This is a genomic window from Sutterella sp. KLE1602, from assembly GCF_001578585.1.
Lineage (GTDB): Bacteria > Pseudomonadota > Gammaproteobacteria > Burkholderiales > Burkholderiaceae_F > Sutterella > Sutterella wadsworthensis_A.
Window position 1 is genome coordinate 1 of record NZ_KQ968516.1, and the last position, 1,080, is coordinate 1,080.

A 1,080-nucleotide genomic window follows, 5' to 3' on the forward strand; every position below is an offset into this window, starting at 1 on the left:
GTGAAGTGACCGGCGTCACGCACGGCACGAACCGTCTCGGCGGCAACGCCTACACGGACATCATCGTCTTCGGCCGCATCGCGGGCGAGGCTGCCGCCAAGGCCGCCAAGTAAGAGGACTCGATGACGGGGCGCATCCGCGTTCTGCGTCCGGATCCGCCATGAAGCCGCTCCCGGCGTTTTCGCCGGGGCGGCTTTTTCAACAGTCTTCCATTTGATTTCGAACGAAATCCCGAAACCATGACCCCCGACGAACTCCATGACCGCCTCTCAACTCTGGCCGATCCCGCCTGCAAGGCCTTCGGCGACAGCCTCCAGCCCGGCGTCACCGATCGCCTCGGCGTGCGCATGCCGCTCGTGCGAAGAGTGGCCCGAGACGTCATGCGCACGGAGGACGTGCGCGCCTTTCTCAACGCCATGCTCGCTGCGGGCGGCTTCGCCTCCCAGGAGGCGCTGATGGTCTGCGTGATCGTGGCGGGCGGCGCGAAGGCGCTCGAGCTCGAGGAGCGGCTCGCCTTCGTCGACAGGCTCCTGCCGCACATGACGGGCTGGGCGACCTGCGACCTGACGGGATCGGCTGTCAAGGTCTTCAGGGAGAACAGGGAGGAGCTCATCGGCTACGTCGGCGAAAAGCTCGCCTCGGACGATCCCTGGACCGTGCGCGTGGCGGAGGTCTGGCTCCTTGAGCACTACCGCGACGCCCGATGGACGCAGGCGGCGCTCGACCTTCTGGGAGGCGGGACGAGCAGGGCGCTCGTGCTTGCCGCCTCGGGTGACTACTATCTTTCGATGTCGCTTGCCTGGTGCCTCTCCATGCTCGCGACGGCGGACCTTGAGGCCGTCTGCTCGCGCATCGAGTCTTGGCGCGCAGAAGGCCGCCTTGACGACGCCACGCTGCGCAGGACCGTGAGGAAGATCCGCGAGTCGTTGCAGTTCACGAAGGAGACGAAGGCGGCGGTGTCGGCAAGGTTCGCCGCAAGGTGAGAGGCGACGGGACCGCCTCCCCTGAGGCGGCCGTCTTCGGAACGTCCGTCTTCAAATTGCAAGTTCATAGAAATGCCGCAAGGAAACATCTGACTTC

1 protein-coding gene is annotated in these 1,080 nt (G+C 65.7%); it reads left to right on the top strand.

Translation table 11 applies throughout. The features are described 5' to 3' along the window. The first annotated feature begins 239 nt into the window (after positions 1-239). On the top strand, positions 240-983 hold the full coding sequence (locus HMPREF3036_RS03685) for a DNA alkylation repair protein (protein ID WP_005435175.1): 744 nt from the start codon (positions 240-242) through the stop codon (positions 981-983). Positions 984-1,080: the final 97 nt, after the last annotated feature.